The organism is Hyphomonas adhaerens MHS-3 (assembly GCF_000685235.1).
GTDB classification, from domain to species: domain Bacteria; phylum Pseudomonadota; class Alphaproteobacteria; order Caulobacterales; family Hyphomonadaceae; genus Hyphomonas; species Hyphomonas adhaerens.
In genome coordinates this window covers 345054-365454 of the sequence record NZ_ARYH01000002.1, presented here as the reverse complement: position 1 = coordinate 365454, position 20401 = coordinate 345054, and the positions used below count along the sequence as shown (strand labels likewise).

At 59.9% G+C, this 20401-nt stretch carries 20 protein-coding genes; 5 read left to right on the top strand and 15 right to left on the bottom strand.

Annotated features, from left to right (window positions below):
* Positions 1–37 precede the first annotated feature (37 nt).
* Positions 38–2209, top strand: a complete 2172-nt coding sequence (gene katG / locus HAD_RS13855; protein WP_035572651.1) for a catalase/peroxidase HPI — start codon at positions 38–40, stop codon at positions 2207–2209.
* 52 nt (positions 2210–2261) lie between these two features.
* Here the strand turns inward: katG and rsmA are convergent, their stop codons facing one another.
* The 10 genes from rsmA to ruvX form a co-directional block, all read right to left on the bottom strand.
* On the bottom strand, positions 2262–3098 hold the full coding sequence (gene rsmA / locus HAD_RS13850) for a 16S rRNA (adenine(1518)-N(6)/adenine(1519)-N(6))-dimethyltransferase RsmA (RefSeq protein WP_035572650.1): 837 nt from the start codon (positions 3096–3098) through the stop codon (positions 2262–2264).
* Positions 3095–4090: a 4-hydroxythreonine-4-phosphate dehydrogenase PdxA gene (gene pdxA, locus HAD_RS13845; RefSeq protein WP_035572649.1), complete on the bottom strand. Its 996-nt coding sequence runs from the start codon at positions 4088–4090 to the stop codon at positions 3095–3097. The genes rsmA and pdxA overlap by 4 nt, the downstream gene beginning before the upstream one ends.
* A 50-nt stretch (positions 4091–4140) precedes the next feature.
* Positions 4141–5388: a SurA N-terminal domain-containing protein gene (locus HAD_RS13840; protein ID WP_035572648.1), complete on the bottom strand. Its 1248-nt coding sequence runs from the start codon at positions 5386–5388 to the stop codon at positions 4141–4143.
* Positions 5389–5540: 152 nt separating this feature from the next.
* Positions 5541–7733, bottom strand: coding sequence for an LPS-assembly protein LptD (locus HAD_RS13835; RefSeq protein ID WP_035572646.1), 2193 nt, complete (start codon positions 7731–7733; stop codon positions 5541–5543).
* A 168-nt stretch (positions 7734–7901) separates the two neighbouring features.
* Positions 7902–8999 carry a DNA-processing protein DprA gene (gene dprA, locus HAD_RS13830; RefSeq protein WP_035572644.1) on the bottom strand — a complete coding sequence of 366 codons (1098 nt, stop codon included), beginning with the start codon at positions 8997–8999 and terminating at the stop codon, positions 7902–7904.
* Positions 8996–9628, bottom strand: coding sequence for a glycerol-3-phosphate 1-O-acyltransferase PlsY (gene plsY / locus HAD_RS13825; protein ID WP_035572642.1), 633 nt, complete (start codon positions 9626–9628; stop codon positions 8996–8998). The genes dprA and plsY overlap by 4 nt, the downstream gene beginning before the upstream one ends.
* A 59-nt stretch (positions 9629–9687) precedes the next feature.
* Complete coding sequence (locus HAD_RS13820) at positions 9688–10980, bottom strand: amidohydrolase family protein (protein WP_035572640.1); 1293 nt, start codon at positions 10978–10980, stop codon at positions 9688–9690.
* Positions 10977–11924, bottom strand: a complete 948-nt coding sequence (locus tag HAD_RS13815) for an aspartate carbamoyltransferase catalytic subunit (RefSeq protein WP_035572637.1) — start codon at positions 11922–11924, stop codon at positions 10977–10979. The genes HAD_RS13820 and HAD_RS13815 overlap by 4 nt, the downstream gene beginning before the upstream one ends.
* Positions 11925–11979: 55 nt before the next feature.
* A complete protein-coding gene (locus HAD_RS13810) occupies positions 11980–12906 on the bottom strand; it encodes an AEC family transporter (RefSeq protein ID WP_035572635.1) in 927 nt (308 codons plus the stop codon).
* Positions 12903–13361: a Holliday junction resolvase RuvX gene (gene ruvX, locus HAD_RS13805; protein WP_035572633.1), complete on the bottom strand. Its 459-nt coding sequence runs from the start codon at positions 13359–13361 to the stop codon at positions 12903–12905. Before ruvX ends, HAD_RS13810 begins: the two co-directional genes overlap by 4 nt.
* Before the next feature lie 74 nt (positions 13362–13435).
* Between ruvX and gatC the strand changes: the two genes are divergently transcribed.
* A complete protein-coding gene (gene gatC, locus HAD_RS13800; RefSeq protein WP_035572632.1) occupies positions 13436–13723 on the top strand; it encodes an Asp-tRNA(Asn)/Glu-tRNA(Gln) amidotransferase subunit GatC in 288 nt (95 codons plus the stop codon).
* Positions 13724–13761: 38 nt separating this feature from the next.
* Here the strand turns inward: gatC and HAD_RS13795 are convergent, their stop codons facing one another.
* Positions 13762–14232 (bottom strand): DUF6491 family protein, encoded by a 471-nt coding sequence (locus tag HAD_RS13795; RefSeq protein ID WP_035572630.1) that lies wholly within the window; start codon positions 14230–14232, stop codon positions 13762–13764.
* A 139-nt stretch (positions 14233–14371) separates the two neighbouring features.
* On the opposite strand from HAD_RS13795, the gene gatA reads away from it, so the two are divergent.
* Together gatA and HAD_RS13785 are read left to right on the top strand one after the other, a co-directional pair.
* Positions 14372–15844, top strand: a complete 1473-nt coding sequence (gatA, locus tag HAD_RS13790; protein ID WP_035572628.1) for an Asp-tRNA(Asn)/Glu-tRNA(Gln) amidotransferase subunit GatA — start codon at positions 14372–14374, stop codon at positions 15842–15844.
* A gap of 10 nt (positions 15845–15854) precedes the next feature.
* Positions 15855–16316 carry a hypothetical protein gene (locus tag HAD_RS13785; RefSeq protein ID WP_035572626.1) on the top strand — a complete coding sequence of 154 codons (462 nt, stop codon included), beginning with the start codon at positions 15855–15857 and terminating at the stop codon, positions 16314–16316.
* Here HAD_RS13785 and HAD_RS13780 read toward each other — a convergent pair.
* Positions 16285–16671, bottom strand: a complete 387-nt coding sequence (locus HAD_RS13780) for a hypothetical protein (protein WP_035572625.1) — start codon at positions 16669–16671, stop codon at positions 16285–16287. The genes HAD_RS13785 and HAD_RS13780 overlap by 32 nt on opposite strands.
* A 201-nt stretch (positions 16672–16872) precedes the next feature.
* Here HAD_RS13780 and gatB point away from each other — a divergent pair, with 201 nt between their 5' ends.
* Positions 16873–18384, top strand: coding sequence for an Asp-tRNA(Asn)/Glu-tRNA(Gln) amidotransferase subunit GatB (gene gatB / locus HAD_RS13775; RefSeq protein WP_035572623.1), 1512 nt, complete (start codon positions 16873–16875; stop codon positions 18382–18384).
* A 4-nt stretch (positions 18385–18388) separates the two neighbouring features.
* On the opposite strand, the gene HAD_RS13770 is transcribed toward gatB, so the two are convergent.
* From HAD_RS13770 to HAD_RS13760, 3 genes are read right to left on the bottom strand one after another with little or no spacing between them, the layout of a single operon-like run.
* On the bottom strand, positions 18389–18823 hold the full coding sequence (locus tag HAD_RS13770; RefSeq protein WP_035572621.1) for an HIT family protein: 435 nt from the start codon (positions 18821–18823) through the stop codon (positions 18389–18391).
* Position 18824: 1 nt separating this feature from the next.
* The gene (locus tag HAD_RS13765; protein WP_035572620.1) at positions 18825–19202 is read right to left on the bottom strand and encodes a hypothetical protein; all 378 of its coding nucleotides are present in this window, start codon (positions 19200–19202) and stop codon (positions 18825–18827) included.
* Positions 19203–19231: 29 nt separating this feature from the next.
* Positions 19232–20395, bottom strand: coding sequence for a GNAT family N-acetyltransferase (locus HAD_RS13760; protein WP_035572947.1), 1164 nt, complete (start codon positions 20393–20395; stop codon positions 19232–19234).
* Between the last annotated feature and the right edge of the window lie 6 nt (positions 20396–20401).

The following is a 20401-nucleotide window of genomic DNA, read 5'->3' as shown; positions in this document are numbered from 1 at the left end:
CGAATTTGAAGACGCTTGAGCGAAAAGGGAGAAAACAATGGATGGCAATGATATGGGCGGCGGCAAGTGCCCTGTGATGCACGGGAGCCTGACCACGACCGAGACCTCGGTCCTTGCGTGGTGGCCGCAGGCTCTCAACTTCGACATTCTTCACCAGCACGACACAAAGGTTCAGCCTTTCGGCAAGGACTTCAGCTATCGGGACGAAGTGAAGAAGCTCGACTTCGACCAGTTGCAGAAAGACATTCATGCGCTCGTCACTGACAGTCAGGATTGGTGGCCTGCCGACTGGGGCAGCTATGCCGGTCTTTTCATCCGCCTGGCCTGGCACTCGGCCGGCTCCTACCGTCTGGCCGATGGCCGTGGGGGCGGCGGCGCAGGCAATATCCGCTTTGCACCCCTGAACTCCTGGCCTGACAATGCCAATCTCGACAAGGCCCGCCGCTTGCTGTGGCCGATCAAGAAAAAATACGGAAACAAGATCAGCTGGGCCGACTTGATTCTGCTGGCAGGGAATGCCGCGTATGAAGTGTCGGGACTGAAGACGTTCGGGTTCGGGTTCGGCCGCGAAGACATCTGGCACCCGGAAAAGGACACCTACTGGGGCTCGGAAAAAGAGTGGCTGACCGATGATGAGCACCGCTATCCGGACAAGGATGACCGCACCTCTCTCGAGAACCCGTTATCCGCCGTGGTCATGGGCCTCATCTATGTGAATCCGGAAGGCGTGAACGGAAAGCCCGACCCGGCCATGACGGCCAAGGATGTGCGCGAAACCTTCAAGCGCATGGCGATGGATGACGAAGAAACGGCGGCACTTACCGCTGGCGGTCATACGATCGGCAAGGGGCACGGCAATGCCGACGCCTCGAAATTGTCGCCAGCACCGGAAGGCGGTTCGATTGAGGCCATGGGTCTCGGATGGCTCAATCCCAAAGGCAAGGGTTTCGGCCGCGATACACTGACGGGTGGACCGGAAGGCGCCTGGACGAGTGATCCGACCAAATGGGATGGCGGCTATTTCGAAATGCTGCTCGACCATGAATGGGAAACCACCAAGAGCCCGGCAGGCGCCTGGCAGTGGAAGCCGGTCGACATCAAGGAAGAAGACATGCCGGCGGACGTCGAAGATGCCTCCATCCGGACCATGCCGATGATGACGGACGCTGACATGGCGATGAAGGTGGACCCGGTCTACCGGAGTTACATGGAGAAGTTCCGGGATGACCATCAATACTTCTCTGACACATTTGCCCGGGCCTGGTTCAAGCTGACCCACCGCGACATGGGTCCGAAGGCGCGTTACATCGGTCCCTGGGTACCGGAAGAAGATCTCGTCTGGCAGGATCCGGTTCCGGCTGGCTCCATCAGCTATGATGTCGATGCCGTGAAGCAGAAAATTGCCGACAGTGGACTGAGCATCGGCGAGATGGTCTCTACCGCCTGGGACAGTGCCCGCACGTATCGCGGGTCTGACATGAGAGGTGGCGCAAACGGCGCGCGTATCCGCCTGGCACCTCAGAAGGACTGGGCAGGCAATGAGCCTGCGCGCCTGCAGAAAGTGCTGAGCGTCCTTGAGCCCATTGCAAGTGCAAGTGGAGCGAGTGTGGCTGATGTCATTGTTCTTGCTGGCAATGTCGGTGTCGAGCAGGCAGCAAAGGCTGCAGGCATTGACGTGACTGTGCCGTTCTCACCTGGCCGCGGTGATGCGACAGACGAGATGACGGATGCGGAATCCTTCGAGACCATGGAGCCGCTTGTCGATGGCTACCGCAACTGGATCAAGGAATCCTATGCGGTCAAACCGGAAGAGATCTTGCTGGATCACACTCAGCTGCTTGGTCTCACCGCACCGGAGATGACTGTGCTGGTTGGCGGCATGCGCGTGATCGGTACGAACCATGGTGGATCAGCGCATGGTGTGTTCACAGATAAAGTTGGCGCGCTGACAACCGACTTCTTCGTGAACCTGACCGACATGTCGAACACGTGGAACCCAACCAGCCAGGATGGGATCTACGAGGTGCGCGATCGCAAGAGCGGCAAGACGAAATGGACGGCGACCCGCCTCGATCTGGTCTTTGGCTCAAGCTCGATCTTGCGGGCCTACGCTGAAGTCTACGCCCAGGATGACAACAAGGAGAAGTTCGTGAAGGACTTCGTTGCAGCCTGGACCAAGGTGATGAACGCGGACCGTTTCGACATCTAGGACGCGGATACTTCAAAGAGTGCGGCGTTTCGGGAAACCGGAACGCCGCATTCTATTTGACGAGGGATGCTGCCATGCGCCGGAACTCTTCCTGCGTCAGGGTTTCAGCCCGGGCAGTTGGATCAATGCCAAGGTCCTTCAGCCAGTCTTCGGCTTTCAGCCCGTGTTTCTTGGCGAACGGCTTCAGCCCGGCGCGAAGCATCTTCCTGCGCTGGCCGAATGCCGCGCCGGCCACTTGTTCCAGCTTGTCGAGGTGTGGAAACTGCTCACTTTCCGGGAGAGGTTCCAGAACGGCGACCGCGCTGTCCACTTTTGGCGGCGGCTTGAAAGCGCCGGGCGGTAGGGTGAAGGCGATATGTGGCCGGGTGACGGCATGGGCAAGGACAGCAAGACGGCCATAATGCTCCGTTCCCGGATCGGCGCAAATGCGTTGCGCGACTTCCTTCTGGAACATCAGCGCCATTTCTCCGCGCCATGCGCCGGCTTTCAGCCAGTCAATCAGCAGGATGGTTCCGACATTGTAGGGGAGGTTGGCGATGATCATGGCCGGTGTCTCTGCACCGGCCTCGGCCAGTATGGTCTCCCATTTTACCTTCCGGGCATCTTTTTCGATGACCATCAACCGGCCATCCCGGGCTTCTGGCCAGTCCTGCAGGGCAGAGGCGAAACGCGGATCCGTCTCGACGGCGATCAGCTTCGCGGCGCCTTCTTTCAGGATGGCGCGCGTCAGGCCGCCGGGACCGGGACCAACTTCGATGACTGTCCGCCCGTCAAGCGGGCCAGCTGCCGTGGCTGCCCTGTGCAGAATGCTGGGATCGAACAGGAAGTGTTGGCCAAGCGCCTTGCGGGCCGGTGCCTGTGTCAGCTCGGGATCGTTCTGATCGCTCATTGGGTTTGCCTGTTTCTAGCGACCATGGCCGCTGACTTGATTGCCGCGATCAGGCTGTCGGGCCTGGGATTTCCTGCGGCGGCGGCGTCATAGCCTGTGCCATGGTCAGGGCTGGTGCGGACGATCGGAAGGCCAAGCGTCATGTTCACTCCGCCCCAGAAGTCCAGTGTCTTGACCGGAATCAGCCCCTGGTCATGCGTCATGGCAATCACGGCGTCATACTTGCCTGACAAGGCTTCTGCAAAAACGGTGTCGCCCGGTCTGGCGTCCGATATATCAATATTCCGGGAGCGGAGTGTTTCTGCGGCCGGATTGATGATTTCGATCTCTTCGCGTCCGAGTGCGCCGTTTTCGCCTGCGTGTGGGTTGAGGCCGGAAAACGCGATACGCGGGGAGGGGATCCCGAAATCCGTTTTCAGCGCGGCATGCACAATGGTGCCGAGTTCAACCAGACTGTCCCGTGTCAGGCTGCCCGGCACGCTGGCGAGCGATTGGTGAATTGTGGCCAGCGCAACTCGGAGGCCGCCGCCGGTCAGCATCATGACCGGCCGCAGAGCTGCGGCGCCGTCTGAGCGGCAGAGTTCGGCTATGAATTCGGTGTGTCCTGGGTGCCGGAATCCCGTCCCGTAGAGCAAGGCCTTGTTGATCGGGTTGGTCACAAGGCCTGCTGCCTTGCCCGCTCGGACATGTGCTACCCCGGTTTCGATTGCGGAGATGATGGCCGGCGCTGCAGCAGCATCCGGTTTGCCGGGGGCTATTTCGGGCAGATTGCGGATGGGAAAAACCGGAAGCGCCGATCCGAACGCAGCCGCCGCCTCTTCAGGCGATGAGATCTCCTGTACCGGGCAGTGCTGACTGTACAGATCCGGCGCGCCGATCACGTAGAACGCCAATGAGCTGTCGTTTTTCAGTGCGTCCCACGCCGCAGCCGTGATGGCTGGGCCCACACCGGCAGGATCGCCCATGGATAGGACCAGGGGGGGAAGGGGCATCGGGTTGCTCACGCGCGGGATGTCGCGCCAAACGGGCTCGCGCGCAAGCCTTAGCGGTAGATAATCGTCGCGTCGCGGCGCAGGTTCCGCAGTTCGCGCTCTGAAATCATGTTCAGTTCGCGGCCCTTGAGGTTGTTTTTGAGATCGTCGCGCGACGGGATCGCTTCAGCGCCTTCTTCGCGCCGGCAAACATACATGGTGCCGAGCCCGCCGCTCACAGCGAAGATATCGGTCGGTTGGCCGATTTCTGCGTTCTCGACCAGGGATTTTCCTTCTGGGCCCAACTCATCAACATTGATGTCGTCCAGTGGCTGGGCGCGCAGTCCCTGTGTGGTGTTGGCGACGGATTGCACGTCATCGCAGGACGTAATGCGGTCCATGGCTGCTTTCAGGTTTTCGTCTGTCGCGTCCCGGGTAATCAGGCGGATAAGATCCACCTTGGTCGTGGCTTCCGCCGGTTCCCGCTTGTTCTGGATGAACAGGATGTAGACTCCATTGTCGACAACGATCGGATCCAGCAATCCGGGGCCGCTTGCAGCTTCGATGGCAGGCGCGAGGTCTGGCGAGACATCTGCGAGGGACACCCAGCCCATATCGCCGCCGGTCGCGGCTGTGGGTGCAGAAGAAAGCCGTTGAGCTGCAACGCGGAAATCAGCGCCAGCTTTCAATTGTTCAAGGATCGACCGCGCCGCTTCTTCTGCCTGTGTGCGGGTCTCGGCGTCCGGTGCGAACAGGAAGATCTCAGAAATCCTGTACTGGGTCTTTTTCGTAGCTGAACGAATCTGTTCGATTTCATCATCGACCTGATTGTCAGAAATCCGGATACGAGAGCCATACAGGCCGCTCATCACCCGGTTCCAGGCGATTTCGGCGCGCATTTGCTCCTCAAGGCTGGACGGATCGATCCCTGCCGCGAGCAATTGCGATTTCAGGTCCGCACCGGTGAGGCCGGACTGGGCTGCCATACCCTCAACGGCCCCATCGATTTCTTCCTTGCTGATCTCCAGATCGAATTCAGCCGCCTTGTCCAGTTGCAGATGCTCGTCAATCAGCTGCTCAAGAGCCTGTCCGGTAATTTGCTGAACCTGTTCCTGGGACGGCTGCTGGCCGCCAAGGCTGAGCAGCAGCATGCGGGCCCGGTCGCGGACGTCGGTAAACGAGATCGGTTGATCGTTCACAACAGCAGCAACGCCTTCCAGCGTCAGGCTGCCATCGTCCGGGGCGGCGTCCTGCGCATTCGCGATTCCGGCAAAGGGGAGAGCCAGAAATACAGCGGCGGCGACGAGTTTGCGAACCATTAGAGGTCTCCAATTCATGCCTGCGAACCAGCAGGCAGGTATTCATTTTGACCATACAATCCCTGTTGTGTGGTGCAACGCGGGCTCGCAGTCCGCCCTGATAACTTACGGATATTTAGGGTTCACGGCGATTTGAGGGCGATAGGCGCGAATCAGTCGAACTCGCTTGATCCGAACTGGCCGAGTGTTTTGAGCGAGAAACGGACTTGGATGTTCTCCGAGGGGCCCTGCGTGCGATCCTGCAATTCGGTCCGGCTGAAGACCAACTCAAGACGCGAACACTCGTCTTCATAGGCAATGCCGATGTCTCGCTGGACGTTGAGATTGTCTGAAATATCCCTCAGCTGGCCAAACAGGATGGAGTAGCGATCCGTTACGCGTATCTCGCCGCTCAGGTAAATGCCTTCCTCTTCTCGTCCACCGAGGTTCAGACGTTCGCTGATCTTGTAGTACTGGCCCGTCGCGCGCCAGCGCTTCGCTTGCGTCGTCAGGCGGGTATCGATGCGGTTCAGTTGCATCCCGTCATCGTCAAGGCGAACATGCGTATCGATACGCAAAGCACGGCCGAAGTCGGCTGTCGCTGCGGCCATCCAGTCGGATGTCGTGCCGTCGAGGTTGGAGATGGTGTTGAATGCAGTGTCAGTCCGGGAACGCCAACGGCGGCCGAACGTCGCTGATAGTTCAGGACCATCCTTCCACACAGCTCTCGCCGTCAAAGCTGCGGATAATTTCCCATCCCCTTCATAGAGGTCGTATCCGGCGACACCGTTGGCATCGAACAGCGCGCTTTCGTCCATCTCGAAGAGCAGTGCGTCTTCATTCGGGATGGCCGGGTCGTTGGAGTTCGAAGTGCCCCACGCCGCCATGACCTCCGGTTCAAGCATGATGTCGACCGTCTTGCCTGGACGGATCATCGGGTAGGCTATGCGTGTTCCAGCATTGCCAACAAGGCGCGATTCATTGCCGTTGCCTGCGGAATTCGAGTCCAGCTGATAGAAGTCACCGCGTAATTCGGCGAACGGTTCGAACGTGAAGCCGCCCGGCAGAATTTTATAGGCGGTCCAATCGGTTCCGACACTCACGCGCTGGCTGTCGGATCCCACATTGCGGCGCAACACAGCCGTTGAGGCGTTCACGCTGGCGAACCCGTAGTCACCCAAATCCCAATATTTCTCACTGAATAGCAGCGGCGTGACCTTTGGCAGGCTGCCATTAACGTCACCGCCGCGCAGGCCTTGAATAGATAGCAGAGCGACGTCCGTGTAGTAGGTGTCACCCTGTCCCACGGCGTAGAGCTGGGATAAAAGGCGCCGCGGCTGGCTCATATAAATGCCGCGCTCTTCGCCTTGTCCGTCGAGGTCGTAGCGGCGATCGTAAAGGTCATCGGTCTGCGTTTCGACGCCAAAACCCCATTGCCAATGGTTGTTCAGCGCGAACCGGCCGCTGCCATAGAGATGGCCCCGCCATTTTTCTTCGCCGAATTTTTCGCCGTCGCTGTCGAAGTCCTTTTCGCGCGTGAGGCTGGTATTGAGGTTGATGGCCCCGGAATAAAACCGCTTCCGGTAATCGAGTTCCAGCATCGGATTGACGTTAGCCGAAATCATGGGTGAGATCGTCAACTCGGAAGAGTCTGAAACCGCCCAATAATAGGGTTGCTGATAGAATGCGCCGAGCTTGGAAGAAAGGCCCACCGACGGGATCAGCAAGCCTGACCGGCGGTCCGACGTCGGGTCCGGGTGGGCCAGGTAAGGAAAGTAGAAGACCGGAATGCCCATGACTTCCAGCACGGCATCCCGATACGACATCATCTGGGATTCCTGATCCAGCACGGCACGGCGGGCGCGCAGCGTCCAGGTCGGTTTCTGACCTTTGGCTTCGCAGATCGGGCAGGCGGTGTAGATGACCTGGTCCATTGCGTTGATGCCACCCGGCTGGCGGATAGCTGAACTCGCAACAACGGTTGACCCATCTGTCAGGCGTGCGGAGTAACCGATCGCATAGCCATCAGACAGGTTCGAGCCGACTTCAACTTCGTCGGAAAATTGCTGGCTTCCGTCCGTGTCGATTATCACCACATTGCCAGTGGCCCGGACGCGCTCTGTTGTCCGGTTGTAGATCAGGCGATCCGCGCGCAAAATCCGCCCGTCATACAGCGCCTCGACATTGCCTTCGGCAACGATCGAGTTCTCGTCTCGCAACTCGTAGACATAGTCCGCTTCCAGAACCACCTGTTCGGAGGGCGCCGCTGCGGCATCGGGGGGGGTGGTGGCTTCCTCAGCCATCGCCCCAAGAGAGGGCGTAGCGGCCAGCGCCAGGGCTGCAGCGTAGTGATACCAATTTGCCAAATCGGGCTACCTCGGTTTTGCCCCCGGCAGCGCCGGCTGCGGAATACGGAATTCTGTCTCGGTTTCTGAGGCTTAGAGGCTGTCCCCTGCATCGTCCAGCCACCGAGCGCGCATGAGCGCTTTTTCAGCTGGCCTCCGGTGCAGCATGGCCACAGCCGTGCGCTCTGTTCAAAAGGCTTTTGCAGCCAGTCCACCCGGCAGGGTCTGGGCTTCGCCGGAAAGTTCCAGTTCCAGCAGAACGGCGGCGCAGCGCGCGGCTGGCAAGCTGCTCGCGCGGGCGATTTCGTCGATCGGCATGGGGTGAGGAGAGAGCGCTTCGACGACCCGCTGCAATTCCGATTCGCTCGGCTCGCCCGCATCCGGGTCGTACTCGAACGGGCGTGGAGGAGGGGCCGAAACACTGCGCCGATCCAATGTGGCGAGAATATCAAGGACGTCATCGGCATGACGAACGAGCGTTGCGCCCTGATGCAGCAGGCTGTTTGTTCCGGCAGCCCGTGGATCGAGTGGCGAGCCCGGCACCGCCATCACTTCGCGGCCCTGTTCCCCTGCGACCCGCGCTGAAATCAGTGACCCCGAGCGTTCGGCCGCTTCCACAACGACCACACCCATCGACATGCCCGTAATGATACGGTTACGGCGCGGGAAATCCTGCGCCTTGGCCCGGTATCCGAACGGGCTTTCCGAAACGATGAGACCGGAAGCGGCAATCTCGGCGTAGAGCCTTTGGTGCTGAGGCGGATAGACATGGTCAATTGCGCCCCCCAGCACCGCAACCGTCCCCGACTCAAGACTGGCGGCGTGCGCTTCGCCGTCAATGCCGAGCGCCAGGCCGGACACGATGGAAAATCCGTTCTGGCCAAGCTCGGCGGCCATGTTGCGCGCGATTTTTCGGCCTGCCGCCGATGCATTCCGAGCGCCTACGATTGCGACGGTTGGGCGAGCGGCCAGGCCAGTATTGCCAAGCACGGTCAGGACAGGTGGTGGCGGTTCAAGGTCTCTCAGGAGAGGCGGGTAGTCCGGTTCGGAACTCAGGACGATGCGGGCGCCGTAGCGGTGCACCGCTTTCAGTTCCTGCTCGACCTGCTCTGGCGGCGGTGGCTGGAGAGGCCGGGCCCTGCGAGAGCGGTTCGACAATTCCGGAAGAGCGTCGAGCGCCGCCCCGGCTGAACCGAACCGGCGCAGCAACTGAAAGAAGCTGACGGGCCCGATGCCGTGGGTTCTGGCAAGGCGGATCCAGTTCAGGCGTTCGCCGTCAGACATCATGCGTCAGGTTTCGCTTTGGAGCTCCCAAAACGCGGCTCGGTGCCTTTGAGAAGGCGGCCAAGATTTGTGCGATGGGTCCAGAAAACGAAAGCTGACAACACAGCCAGTCCGGAGAGGACAAACCAGTTATGAGGCCTGTGCTGAAGTTCCTCCACAAACCAGGCCCCTGGGGCGACGAGGACTGCAGCCGTCAGCGCAGCAAGAGAAGAAATGCGCGTGATTGCAAAAATGGCGAGCCAGACGGGCGCCGCAACATAGAATGCCGGAAGCGAGACAAACGGCAACAGGCCGGCGAATGTCGCAACGCCTTTCCCGCCCTTGAAGCCCAGCCAAACCGGATAGCAATGGCCCACGAACGCTGACGCGCCGGCGATCAGTCCTGCTTCCGGACCGCTCAGGACCCCGAATCCCAGAGCGACCAGGCCGGCTTTGAGGCTGTCGAGCAGCAGGGTTGCCAGCGCCAGATCCTTTCGGCCTGTTCGCAATACATTTGTTGCGCCGATGTTGCCTGAGCCGATCTGGCGTATATCGCCCACACCGGCTGCGCGGGTCATCAGAAGACCAAACGGGATGGAGCCGGCCAGATAGCCGATCAGCGCAGCAAGCGGATATAATAGGTATGCGGCCATGCGCAGCTCCAGAAACACGTTGAAGTGGTAGGCACGGATCGGCGCTCGGGCAAGCCTTCTCAGGCGACGCTTTCGTGAGCGAAGACTTCTTCCCCGGCGACAAAGGTCCGCAATACGCGGCCTTGAAGGCGCCGCCCATCGAAAGGAGAGTTCGTTGAGCGCGAGCGCAGATGTTCCCGCTCGCAAAGCCAGGGCTTGCCGGGATCGAACAGAATCATGTCCGCGGGGGCATTCGGTGTCAGCCGGCCCTGCGGAAGTCCCAACATGTCGGCAGGACGGCAGGTAACGGGTGCGAGGGCTTCCAGCAGAGTCAGCGGCCCGTCATGAACAAGGCTGAGCATGGCCGGCAGCACGGTTTCCAGTCCAGCCGCGCCAAATGCCGCTTCGCCAAATGGGAGGCGCTTTTCTTCAGGAGGTTGAGGATCGTGCGCCGAAACAACGGCATCGATCTCACCTCGTTTCAAGGCATCAATCAGGCCGAGCCGTGTCTCTTCGTCCCGGAAGGGCGGATTGACTTTGCAGTAGGTGAGGTAGTCGCCGACATCACGCTCGTTAAAGAAGAAGCTGTGTGCGGCAGCTGTCGTGAAGACCTTCGCCCCCCGCTCACGCGCCGCCTTGGCGAACGCAACGGTGCGGGGTGTGGAGACCTGGTCCAGGATGAGCGTGCAGCCCGTCGCTTCCGCCAACGCCGTATCCCGCATGGCGCCGATCCATTCGGCTTCGACAGGCATGCCGGGGAGGCCCATGCGGCCCGCCAGTTCACCGGCATTCATGACGCCGGATCCCGCAAGCGTCCGTTCGTCTGGCCGGGACATAATGATTGCACCGAGGCTGGCTGCGTATGCCATCGCCCGTTTCAGGATCGACGCGTTGGCGACCGGCAGGTCTCCATTGGTGAAAACGACCGCGCCGGAATTCGCCATGAGGCCAATCTCGGCCATGGCTTCGCCCTTCAGGCCGGTCGTAAGGGCGCCAGCGGGATAGATCCGGGCAGCCGCGCTGGTTTTTGCCCGGTCGGTGATGAAGCGAACGAGCGCCATGTCGTCGATGACGGGTTTCGTGTCGGGCATCACAACGAAACTCGTGATGCCGCCCGCGACCGCTGAGCGCGACGCGGTTGCCAGCGTCTCTCTCTGCTCCACGCCCGGTTCGCCGGTCTTCACGCGAAGGTCCACAAGTCCGGGGGCAAGGCATAGGCCGCCTGCATCAATGGTCGCTTTGGCATCCGCATGGGCCGTGGTTTGGCCGATTGCGATATCTTTCACCTTGCCGCGGTCGACGAAGATCGCGCCGGTCTTATCGAGGCCGCTGGCCGGGTCAAGCAGGCGGGCATTGTAGATGCTGAGGCTCATGCGCGGCCTCCTGCCAGGAGGTGGAGGACAGCTTCGCGCACTGCGACACCCATCTCGACCTGCTCCGTAATGACGGACTGTTCGCCGTCGGCGATGGCGCTTTCAATCTCGATTCCCCGGTTCATCGGGCCGGGGTGCATGACGGTAGCGTCCGGTTTTGCCAGGGCCAGCCGATCCTTGGTCAGGCCGAAGAAGCTGAAATATTCGCGTCGGCTGGGCAGGAAGGCGCCGTCCATCCGTTCCAGCTGGAGGCGCAACATCATGACAATGTCGGCGTCTTTCAGGGCCTTGTCGAAATCTGTCGTGGCGCTGGCCGCCCCCCAGGTCTCGGTGCCCGATGGCAGCAATGTCCGGGGGGCGCAGAGGTGAACTTCGGCGCCCATCAGGTGGAGTGTTTGTGTTGTGGAGCGGGCCACACGGGAGTGGGCGATGTCGCCGCAAATGACGACTTTGAGCCCTTCGATCCGGCCTTTCGTGCGCCGGATGGTCAACGTGTCGAGCAGGCCCTGAGTCGGGTGCTGGTGCGTCCCGTCACCTGCATTGATCACGGCGCAATCCACCTTGCGCGACAGCAGTTTCGGTCCGCCGGAGGCCGAGTGGCGCACGATCAGCGCGTCAGGCTTCATCGCGTTCAGGGTCATCGCCGTGTCGATCAGCGTTTCGCCTTTCTTCACGCTGGACGCTGCGACGGGCATGGATATCACGTCTGCGCCAAGGCGGCGGGCGGCGATTTCGAAGCTGCTCATTGTCCGCGTGGAATTCTCGAAGAACAGGTTCACAACGACCTTGCCCTTCAACACCGGATCCGGCCGGATGCCGGCACGGGTGGCCTCAGCATAGCTGTCAGCCAAGTCCAGAATGTGAGTAATATCGAGAGGAGAAAGCCCTTCAATACTGAGCAGGTGCTCATGATCGAAGCTGTAGTGATATGCCGCCCGGGTCATCGAGGCCCTTTCGATTTTTCGCGGTTTAGGCCCGATTCCGCCGGGCTTCAAGTCCTCAGGCCAAGGGAAGCTGCGTAACCGCGAGATAGAGAAGCGGCATGGTGAGCATGGCGAGCACCGTCTCGACCGCAATCAAGTTGGCCGCCAGCGGTGCGTCACCACCCAGTTCACGGGCCAGGATATAGGAGGACGTTGCCGTTGGCGTCGCTGCACAGATGACGGCGATCGTGAGCGCTGTACCCGACAGACCCAGAAGCAGGCCAAAGCCAACCGCAACGACCGGAAGGCCAACGAGTCTGACGAGAGACCAGCCAAAGGTCCGCGGTCCGGCCCGGCGAAGGGCAGACAGGTCGACACCCGCGCCTGCGGACAGCAAGCCCAGCGCGAGCGCAGCGTCACCTAATATCCCCAGACTGTCGTCCAGCAGTTCTGGCAGCTCGATATTCGCGGCTGCCAGACCGAGGCCGCAAATACATGCGAGGACGATCGGGTTCCGGACCAGGGCCAGGAGGGGCTTTGGTGCCGGCCCATGCGGACGGTCTGCATGGGCAATCAACGCATACACAGACAGGACATTCGCGGTCGGGATCATCGCAGCGGCCGCGATTGTGACCAGGGCGAGCCCTTCCTGTCCGAACAGAAGACTGCCGATCGACAAGCCGATCATCGTGTTCCAGCGCACGTTTGACTGGATGACCGATCCGACAGCCGGCCTGGGCATATTCGGCAGGAAACGCCCGAGGAGGCCCACACCGGCGAGCGCGAACTGGGCCAGGATTAGCGCCCCGGCCAACCGCCAGGGTGCCGTCTCGAAGGGCGCGTTCGCAAGTGTCCGGACGATGAGGGCAGGGAACAGGACGACATAAGAGAGCCGCTCAATCGCGCGCCAGCTTTCCGTGGGGATCCATTTGCGAACCGAGAGCACATGACCCAGAGAGACAATCGCAATGACCGGGAGCAGCGCGTAGAGAAACCCGCTCATGCGCCGCGCTCCAGGCGTTCCAGAGCCGATTTCAGGATGATGGCCGCCGCAGAGGCGTCGATCCGTTCGGCGCGCTTCTTTCGTGACAGGTCAGCGTCCAGCATGACCCATTCTGCCTCGGCTGTTGATAAGCGCTCGTCCTGTAAAAGAATCGGCACATCGCGATGCTTCAGGATGTTCCATGCGAATGCACGGACAGATTGGGCGCGCGGCCCTTCGCTGCCATCCATGTTGAGCGGCAGGCCAAGGACCAGCCCGACCGCCCGGCGATCATCGTAGAGATGGAACAACCGCTCCAGCACTGGCGTCAGTTTCCGTCCCTTCGGAATGGTCTCGACGGGGCTGGCGATCATGCGCATTGCATCGCAGGACGCCACGCCGACAGTCTTCGTCCCGGGATCGAGCCCGAGGAGAGGACCATTGGAAGGAAATTCGGCGATATCAACGACTGACATGGGGAGCCCACATAGCGCCTTGATGGGGCGTTGCCTATGGCGTATTCCGGCTTCAGCAATTCCGGAGAGTTCCCATGAGTGTCACCAAGGACGATGTTCGCAAGGTTGCGCGCCTGTCACGGATCGCCGTCGATGAGGCTCACCTTGAAGAACTGGCTGGTGAGCTGAACGGGATTCTTGGCTGGATCGACCAGTTGAACGAAGTCGATATCTCCGGCGTTGAGCCGATGACGTCCGTGGTCGAAACCAAACTGCCGATGCGGGAAGACGTGGTGACGGATGGCAACATTCCGGACCAGGTTCTCGCAAATGCCCCACGCACCGAGGATGGTTTCTTCGTGGTGCCAAAGTCTGTCGAATAGGCGTTACACCGCCTCGGCAGCGAATTTCCCGTAATCGATCAGGATTCTTCGGAGGCGCCGTCAGAGTCCGCCGAGTCCGTGTCAGATTCGTCCGGGGTTTTCTCTGCTTTCGGGTCCCATTTGTGCATGGATTTCACAACGCAGCGCGCCGTGCTGAAAGGCTGGTCTCGCCGGGGCATGAGTGAGTCAGACACGATGATTCTGTCGCCATTGGTCAGGCAGCCGGTCGATGCACCAATCTTCATGGTGACGGCATGTTCAAGAGGCGCGCAGGTGCCAAAGACCTCGATCAGGTAGTGATCACGGCCCTCTCTCACTGTGAACGTATCCCGGGTGTTATTCCCGAAACTGTCAATATTGCTGGCGAAGCAGATACGATTGACTTCCTCACCGAGACGAGGGTCATCGGCGTATTTCGCGATCCCTGCAGGTTCTCGTTCCGAACTGCCGGTTGAGGCGCATCCAGTGAGGATGAGCAATGTACTGGCTAGGGTCAGACTTGGGCGCATAGCGGTCTCCTTCTGGTCAAATCCAGCCTCATTATGGTGTGACGAACTGATATCTGCCTGACAAGCGCTTTCACAGAGACTTGAACTTTCGGCACAAGCCGTCATAGCAGGCGGGCAGAATTGCCGGAGACCTGCTACGATGACCGATCTGACGAAGCTGACCCTTGCAGACGCCCTGGACGGCCTGAAGGCGAAGAAATTCTCGTCCCGGGAGATCACGCAGGACTTCATTCAGACCATTGAAGGCTCGCGGATCCTGAACGCCTATGTGGTGGAGACGCCAGACAAGGCGTTGGAAATGGCTGACAAGGCCGACGCCCGCCTCGCAAAAGGGGAAGGTGGCAGGCTGGAAGGCGCCCCCATCGGCGTGAAGGACCTTTATTGCACCAAGGGTGTCCGCACGACGGCCTGCAGCAACATTCTCGGAGAGTTCACCCCCACCTATGAGTCGACCGTCACGCAGAACCTGTGGGACGAGGGGGCGGTTATGCTCGGCAAGCTCAATATGGACGAGTTTGCCATGGGGTCTTCCAATGAGACGTCCCGCTTCGGGCCGCCGATCAATCCATGGCGCCGGAAGGGTGACAATGCCGGCCTGACCCCGGGCGGTTCCTCCGGCGGGTCGGCTTCAGCTGTCTCCGGCGACCTTTGCCTTGCGGCGACGGCTTCCGATACCGGCGGCTCTATCCGTCAGCCTGCATCATTTACCGGCACGGTGGGGATCAAGCCGACTTATGGCCGGGCCAGCCGCTGGGGCATGGTGGCATTTGCGTCCTCTCTCGATCAGGCGGGCCCGATCGCGAAGACGGTTGAAGACTCCGCGATCCTCCTGGACGTGATGTGCAGCCATGACCCGAAGGATTCCACATCCCTCAACGTCGAGAAGCCAGACTGGCGCGCGGACGTTTCAAAGGGCGTAAAAGGCATGCGTATCGGCATTCCGAAGGAATACCGGATGGACGGCATGTCTAAAGAGATCGATGCGCTTTGGAACCAGGGCATTGAGTGGCTCAAAGCTGCCGGTGCTGAGATTATCGATATCAGCCTTCCGCATACAAAATACGCTTTGCCCGCCTATTACATCGTGGCCCCGGCAGAGGCATCGTCGAACCTCGCCCGCTATGACGGTATGCGCTACGGCACACGTGTCGCCGGCGAGAATCTGACCGAGACGTATGAAGACACCCGGGCCAACGGGTTTGGCCGGGAAGTCCAGCGCCGCCTGATGATCGGGACCTATGTGCTCTCGTCAGGTTACTACGATGCCTATTACCTGCGCGCGCAAAAGGTGCGCACCAAGATCCTGAACGATTTCGTTGATGCCTTTGAAAGCTGCGATGCGATCCTGACGCCGACCTGTCCTTCGCCAGCGTTTGCGTTTGGCGAAAAGAGCGGTGATCCGGTGGAAATGTACCTCAACGACGTCTTCACGGTGACCACGAACCTTGCCGGCCTGCCTGGTATTTCGGTGCCCGCCGGCCTGTCAGCCGATGGCCTGCCACTGGGCCTTCAGGTGATCGGCAAAGCATTGGACGAGTCAGCCTGTTTCCGCGTTGGCGGTGAGCTGGAACGTGCAGCCGGTTTCGTGGCCAGACCGGAGAAGTGGTGGTAGGCTTTAAGCCATGACCCGCTTTCTCGTATTATTCGGAGCGCTGCTCCTGATTGCGCTTCTTTTGATGGCTGGGATGCTGGCGCAGAACGGCTACAGCCTTATGGATCCCGCCATGACGCCGATGGTTTTCGCGGCCGTTTTGGTCGCTGGCTACGTCTCCTGGCGGATCAACGGGATATTGAAACGCCGGGATCAGTCGCGCGGAGCAAGTCTGGACAAGACGGGCGGTAAATCTGGTGGAATCTTCTCATCCAAGCCTTCGGCCGCCCAGTCTGCGCGGGCTGCGCGCGTGGCTGCGCGGCGGAAAAAGCTGATTTCGGAAGGCAAGCTGGAGGCCGAGCCTGAGCCGGAAGAAAAACCGGAATCCGATGAAGCTCCGCCGGAGCGTGTTTCCCAGGCATCACCGATCAAGGACCGGATGGCTGCCCGGGCAGAACGGGTCAGGCGAGCGAAGGAACAGGGGAAGCTTTAGGAGCTTTCTTGCGTTTGCTGGCTGGCGTTGCGTCTGTGGTGCTGACCACAGGTGCTTTCGTGCCGCCGCGCAGCTCATCATCATCTGTTTCTTTATCACCACGATCTGCAATCCGGGTAACGTGAACACCCGCACCGATCAGCCCGCCGATCGGACCGAACTGAAGCAGCATGGCCAGGATGAACAGGATCGGAATGTTCATGTCGAGCTTGCCGAGCGTCAGGAACAGGGCGCCAAACATGGTCCCGCCGAAAATCAGACCGATGGCGAACCCGGCAATGATGTGGCGCAGAAAGCCTTGCGCAATATGGCGTTCGTCGTCGCTGGCGCCATCAAGGATCATTTTGAAGAGCATTTTTTTGTTTTCCCCTTCTCGCTTCCTCCCGAAGCAGTCGGGTAAATTTGCCGCACATCGGGACCTAGGAAAACCCCCTAGTTTTCACGAAGTCCATAAAACCGGATATTTCAGTGCCTTGTGCGGTGTCAGCACGGCTCGACAGGGCCGTCCGCAGGGGAGTAAAAGGTCTGGATTCTGCTGTGACCAATCGAGGAAAGCATGTCTGTACGCACTCCCTACACAATCAAGGGCGACACAGGTGACTGGGAACTTGTGATGGGCCTCGAAGTCCACGCTCAGGTTGCCTCCAATGCGAAGCTGTTTTCCGGGGCCGCAACCGCATTTGGCGCCGATCCGAACTGCAATGTGTCTCTGGTCGATGCGGCCATGCCGGGCATGCTGCCGGTCATTAACAGGTACTGTGTCGAGCAGGCGATCCGCACGGGTCTCGGCCTGAAGGCTCAGATCAATCACTACAGCCGCTTTGACCGTAAGAACTATTTCTATCCCGACCTGCCGCAGGGCTATCAGATCAGCCAGTTCGCGCATCCGATCGTCGGCGAGGGCGAAATTGAAGTGGACGTGGAACCGGCACATGGCGGCGAAGCCTATTCGTTCCCGTGCCGGATCGAGCGCCTGCACCTGGAGCAGGATGCAGGCAAGTCCATCCACGACATGGATCCGAATTCCACCTATGTGGATCTCAACCGGTCCGGCGTGGCGCTGATGGAAATCGTCTCCCGTCCGGACGTACGGACACCGGCAGAGGCGGCCGCTTATGTGAAGAAGCTGCGCGCCATCGTCATCGCGCTCGGCACCTGCGATGGTGACATGGAGAAGGGCAACCTTCGCGCCGATGTGAACGTGTCTGTCTGCAAGCCTGGCCAGTACGAAAAATACCGCGAGACGGGGGATTTCGGCCATCTCGGCACGCGCTGCGAGATCAAGAACATGAACTCGTTCCGCTTCATTCAGCAAGCCATCGAGTATGAAGCGCGGCGCCAGATCGAGATCATCGAAGGCGGCGGCAAGGTGGATCAGGAAACCCGCCTGTTCGATCCGAACAAGGGCGAGACCCGGTCGATGCGCTCCAAGGAAGATGCGCACGACTACCGCTACTTCCCGGATCCGGACCTTCTGCCGCTGGAAGTGGAAGAAGCCTGGATCGAGGAAATCCGCTCGACCCTGCCGGAACTGCCGGACGAGAAGCGTGCGCGTTTCGAAGCAGACTATGGGCTGTCGCGCTACGATGCGGGTGTTCTGACGGCAGAAGCCGAAAAAGCTGCCTTCTTTGAGGAAGTCGCCAAGGGACGCGATGCAAAACTTGCGGCCAACTGGGTCACGCAGGAGTTGTTCGGTTATCTCAACAAGGAAGACCTGGAGCTGTCCGAAAGCCCGGTCTCAGCGGTTGATCTCGGCGGCCTGATCGAACTGATCTCCAATGACACGATCAGTGGTAAGATCGCCAAGGATGTCTTTGGACGGATGATCGCGGGCGAAGGCAAGCCGGCGGACATCGTCGAAAAGCATGGCCTGAAGCAGGTGACGGACACCGGCGCGATCGAAAAAGTCGTTGACGAAATCATTGCCGCCAATCCGGAGCAGGTTGCTCAGGTGAAGGAAAAGCCGAAGACCATGGGCTGGTTTGTCGGGCAGGTGATGAAGGCTTCGGGCGGCAAGGCCAACCCGAAAGCCGTCAACGATATTCTGAAAGCGAAACTCGGCCTCTAAGGCGTCAGAGTGCCGCCCGGATTTTCTCCGCGATTGGTTCCAGTTCCTCCGGTTTCGCCATGCCGCCTTCGGCATGGCGGCCGAGCGGCTTGTCTTCCCAGCGCGGTATGATGTGGAAATGCAGGTGGTAGACGGTCTGACCGGCCGGGGCACCATTGAACTGACTGACCATCAGACCGTCTGGCGTAAGGGCCTTCTCGACAGCGCGGGTGACTTTCTGCACCTTCAGCATGTATTGGCCGAGATAGTCTGACGGCATGTCGAGGAGGTTCCGGGCCTGAACCAGCTTCGGGATCACCAGCGTATGCCCTTCGCTTTGAGGGAAGACATCCATGAAGGCGAGGGCGACTTCGTCCTCATACACCTTGATGCTCGGCATTTCGCCTTTGATGATTTTCGCAAAAATGTTGTTCGGGTCGTAAGAGTCGTGAAGCGTCAATTTAGGGCCTTTCTAGAATTGTCATGTGTTTTTCGTCATCGCTTGTTCGGTGTTTCCAGATCAATGCCATTCCGGCGAGAATGATCAGAGGATCAAGGGAAATCAAAACCATTGCCCATGCCCGCCATCGTATGCGCTTGGGGACAACGTAGATAATGGGTTCCTGCAGCGCTTCTTCCACACGGACTGCCGCAGTGTCCTTCATGTTCCGCACATACTCCCGGGCAGCTTTCAGCTGTCTGGTCGGAATGCTGATCCTGATGCCACCCAGCGCAGGGATGTAAAAGGGATTGATGGATGTGTGGCCATAATTGTCTACCGTGGCGTTGAAGCCGCCATCGGTCAGCAGGGACGCAACGATCAGTGCTTCTTCCATCATCAAGTAGGTGCCGAATGTAGATCTGGGGCTCATTCGCCCTTCTTAAACGGCGTTCGCTCGTTCAGGTAGTCCAGATCGTGTTCAACAGCGGCGCGTTCGCGCTCCAGATAATCCGCCACGGCATCCCGCAAGCCAGGATGAGCGATCCAGTGGACTGAATAAGTCAGTACCGGGACGTAACCGCGCGCCAGTTTGTGGCCGCCCTGTGCACCCGCCTCGACAACTGCCAGCTTGTTGGCGATGGCATAATCAATTGCCTGATAGTAGCAGGTTTCGAAGTGCAGCATCGGGCGCGGATCGAGCGTGCCCCAGTACCGGCCGTACAGCGTGTCAGAGCCGATCAGGTTCAGCGCCCCGGCAATCGCTTCTCCGTCTTCCATCGCAAAGATGATGAGCATGTCGTTTGCCATGCGCTCCCGGAGGAGGGAGAAGGTCAGGCGGGTCAGGTATGGCGACCCCCATTTTCGGCTGCCGGTATCAAGGTAGAACTCAAAGAACCGGTCGAGATGCTCTTCCGTGATATCGTCGCCGCGAAGGTGGAGGAATTCGAGGCCAGCCTGGGCTTTCGCGCGTTCCTTGCGAAGGTTCTTACGTTTCGATGACGATAGAACCGACAGGAAATCGTCGAAGCTCTCATACCCGTCATTGAACCAGTGGAATTGCTGATCAGTCCGGCAAAGCATGCCGTTGAGCATCAGGGATTGAGAATCTTCTTCTTCGAGGAAGTTGATGTGCAGTGACGAGAGTTTGTTCTGCTCGGCGAAGCTGACCGCCGCGTTCAGCAGCAGGGCCTTGATCCGGGCTTCGTCCGGGCCGGGGGCCGTGAGGCGCCGGCGGCCGGTGACCGGCGTGAAGGGCACGGCGCTCAACAGTTTCGGATAGTAGGTCCCGCCTGCGCGTTCGAAGGCGTCGGCCCAGGAATGATCGAAGACGAACTCCCCGCGCGAATGGGTCTTGCCATAAAGCGGCATGGCGCCGCGCAGAACATCATTCGCATCGCGCACAAGAATGTGGCGCGGAATCCATCCGGTTTCGGGCGTGGCCGCGCCTGAGCTTTCCAGCGCCTCAAGAAACTCCCAGCTTAGAAACGGATCCCGGCGCATGCCCGGAGGATTTGCGACGGCATTCCACTCGTCAGGATCGACTTCTTCAAGCCCGGTGACGATGTCGATACGGAAGTTCGTTTCGTCCATGGCTTC